The 1859-nt window shown below is 54.5% G+C and carries 1 protein-coding gene and 1 pseudogene; both read left to right on the top strand.

The features are described 5' to 3' along the window. Positions 1 to 1269, top strand: a 1269-nt coding sequence (traM, locus tag DXA54_RS27875) for a conjugative transposon protein TraM (protein ID WP_120081206.1), incomplete at its 5' end; no start/stop codon positions are given. Between the two features lie 69 nt (positions 1270 to 1338). Further along, positions 1339 to 1815, top strand: a pseudogene (locus tag DXA54_RS27870) (DUF4138 domain-containing protein); the annotation flags it as partial. Between the last annotated feature and the right edge of the window lie 44 nt (positions 1816 to 1859).

The following is a 1859-nucleotide window of genomic DNA, read 5'->3' as shown; positions in this document are numbered from 1 at the left end:
GAAGCCCAAAGGCTGAAACGTCAGAAAATGATAGTGCTGCCCGCTATAGTGCTGGTATTCATCGGTGCTATGTGGCTGATATTCGCCCCGTCTTCCGACAAGGAGCAGCAACCGGGAACGGGTGGTTACAACATCGAAATGCCCGACGCTGACAAGGCGAACCGCCAGATCATCGGCGACAAGGCGAAAGCCTACGAACAGGGAGCAATGGAGGAACGGCAGGAGAACCGCAGCCGCGCCATGCAGGAACTGGGCGATATGTTCGACCGCGAGGTGGCGGAAACGGACGGCGGCAGGGACTTCGACCTTGCTAATCCCGGAAATGCGGAAGATGCAACAGCAAAATCATCCGCTCCGAAAACCATCCAATCCTCCGCAGCTGCCTACCGCGACCTCAATACCACGCTCGGCAACTTCTATGAGCAGCCGAAGAACGACAACGCGGAAATGGACGAACTGTTAGAGCGTATCGCCTCGCTGGAATCGGAACTGGAAACCGAGAAAGGCAAGGCATCCGCTATGGATGACCAAGTGGCACTCATGGAGAAGTCCTATGAACTGGCGGCGAAGTACATGGGCGGGCAGAACGGCACACAGCCACCTGTCGGACAGGCGGCAGAGCCTTACCCCGTGCAGAAAGCCGGAAAGAACACGGCTGCACCTGTCAGGCAGGTAACGCATCAGGTGGTATCTTCGCTCTCACAGCCGATGAGCAACGCTGAGTTTGTCGCCTCCTTCTCGCAGGAGCGCAACCGCAGTTTCAATACGGCGGTGGGTGTCACGACTGTATCGGACAGGAACACCATATCGGCGTGTGTCTATGGGGCGCAGAGTGTGACTGACGGGCAGGCGGTAAGATTACGGCTGCTGGAGCCGATGGCAGTGGCGGACAAAATCATACCCCGCAATGCAGTGGTGGTAGGCACGGCAAAGATTCAGGGCGAACGACTCGATATTGAAATTACTTCGCTGGAGTACGCAGGTACGATTATCCCGGTAGAACTGGCGGTGTATGACACGGACGGACAGCCCGGCATCTTCATTCCAAACTCGATGGAGATGAACGCCGTCAGGGAGGTTGCCGCCAACATGGGCGGCTCGCTGGGCAGCAGCATTAATATCTCCACCAACGCAGGGGCGCAGCTCGCCTCCGACTTGGGCAAGGGGCTGATACAAGGCACGAGCCAGTATATCGCCAAGAAGATGCGTACCGTCAAGGTGCATCTGAAATCCGGATACAAGGTCATGCTATATCAGGACAGAGATTGAAAACAATAACAATCAACGACTAAAAAAACAACAACCAAATTTTTATTTACCACTAAAATCCAAAGTAGAATGAAAAAAGTAATCATCATGTTTGCCCTCGCTATGGGCATCATAACTGCCAACGCGCAGGAGAACGTAACCGTTGGAGAGAACAACGGAAGTGAACCGACGAACGAAGCGAGAGCAGAGACAAGCTCGCTTGACTATGCCTCGCAAGGAGGAGGAAGGCAAAGCCAACAACCGACCTTGACAAAGGAGGTCTATCCGCAGAAGGAGGCGGACGGCGATCTGTATCACGGGCTGACAAAGAAGCTGACCTTCGACCGCATGGTTCCGCCGCACGGATTGGAAGTGACCTACGACAAGACCGTCCACGTCATTTTCCCCTCGGAGGTGCGCTACGTCGATTTAGGCTCGCCCGACCTGATTGCGGGTAAAGCCGACGGAGCGGAGAACGTCATCCGCGTGAAAGCTACCGTGCGTAACTTCCCGAACGAAACCAATATGTCGGTAATCACGGAGGACGGGAGTTTCTATACTTTTAGTGCGCCCATAATAGGGGCTTGATAATAATCACTTTGGCAAGTGAT

The sequence above is a fragment of the Bacteroides sp. OF03-11BH genome, from assembly GCF_003604005.1.
Taxonomy (GTDB): domain Bacteria; phylum Bacteroidota; class Bacteroidia; order Bacteroidales; family Bacteroidaceae; genus Bacteroides; species Bacteroides ovatus.
This window is presented reverse-complemented; position numbering and strand designations above follow the sequence as displayed.